The organism is Streptomyces megasporus (assembly GCF_000718985.1).
In the GTDB taxonomy this organism is placed as follows: domain Bacteria; phylum Actinomycetota; class Actinomycetes; order Streptomycetales; family Streptomycetaceae; genus Streptomyces; species Streptomyces megasporus.
Map to the genome: position 1 here is coordinate 1 of NZ_JODL01000082.1, position 617 is coordinate 617.

Below are 617 nucleotides of genomic sequence, written 5' to 3' on the forward strand. Positions count from 1 at the left end.
CGCGCTAACAGGTCGGTGGCCTCGACGATCGCGGGGTGCCGTATCCCGCCGGATTTCGGCCGGATTCAGGCGTCGTCGCCCGACGGAACCACCACGAGGAAGGCGTCCGACTCCAGGTCCATCACGACGGTGGCGGGCTCGCCCTCGGCGCGGCAGCGTGCCGCGTACTCCTCCGCCGGCCACGATCCGCGCGGGGCTCCCGCCGGGAACCGCTCCAACACCTTCGCGCTGATCGCCGTAGACATGTCCGCTGCCCTCCGCTGTCCTGTGCCGCCCGCCGGGCGACGTCGATCGGTCACTGCCGTACCCATCCGGTTGCCCGCGATCCGCCCGGACATGTACCGCCCGGTAGGAGTCCGCACCCCCGCACAACCCCTACACATAAAGGAAAAATAAGAGCAGAATGTGCTTACGCGGCGCTTACCGCATACCCCACCAGACGCGGTCGCCCTTTCAAGACGAAGGAGACGAGTCATGGCCAACGTCTCGCCCACCAGAGGTGATATAACCAGCCACCCTGATGCCTCCGAGATGCGGGATCGGTACGCCCGCGTGCTCGGTGGTCGCGATGTGGCGCTCGTGGACGGACCGGTGTTCCTGCTGGGTCTGTACTGCGC

1 protein-coding gene is annotated in these 617 nt (G+C 67.3%); it reads right to left on the reverse strand.

All coding sequences use genetic code 11. The features are described from left to right. Nucleotides 1-65: 65 nt before the first annotated feature. Nucleotides 66-245 (reverse strand): hypothetical protein, encoded by a 180-nt coding sequence (locus tag IF47_RS0126755; protein ID WP_031511607.1) that lies wholly within the window; start codon nucleotides 243-245, stop codon nucleotides 66-68. Nucleotides 246-617 lie beyond the last annotated feature (372 nt).

Coding starts and splice junctions, on each gene's coding strand:
- IF47_RS0126755 (WP_031511607.1), bottom strand. CDS start 245: ATGTCTACGGCGATCAGCGCGAAGGTGTTGGAGCGGTTCCCGGCGGGA.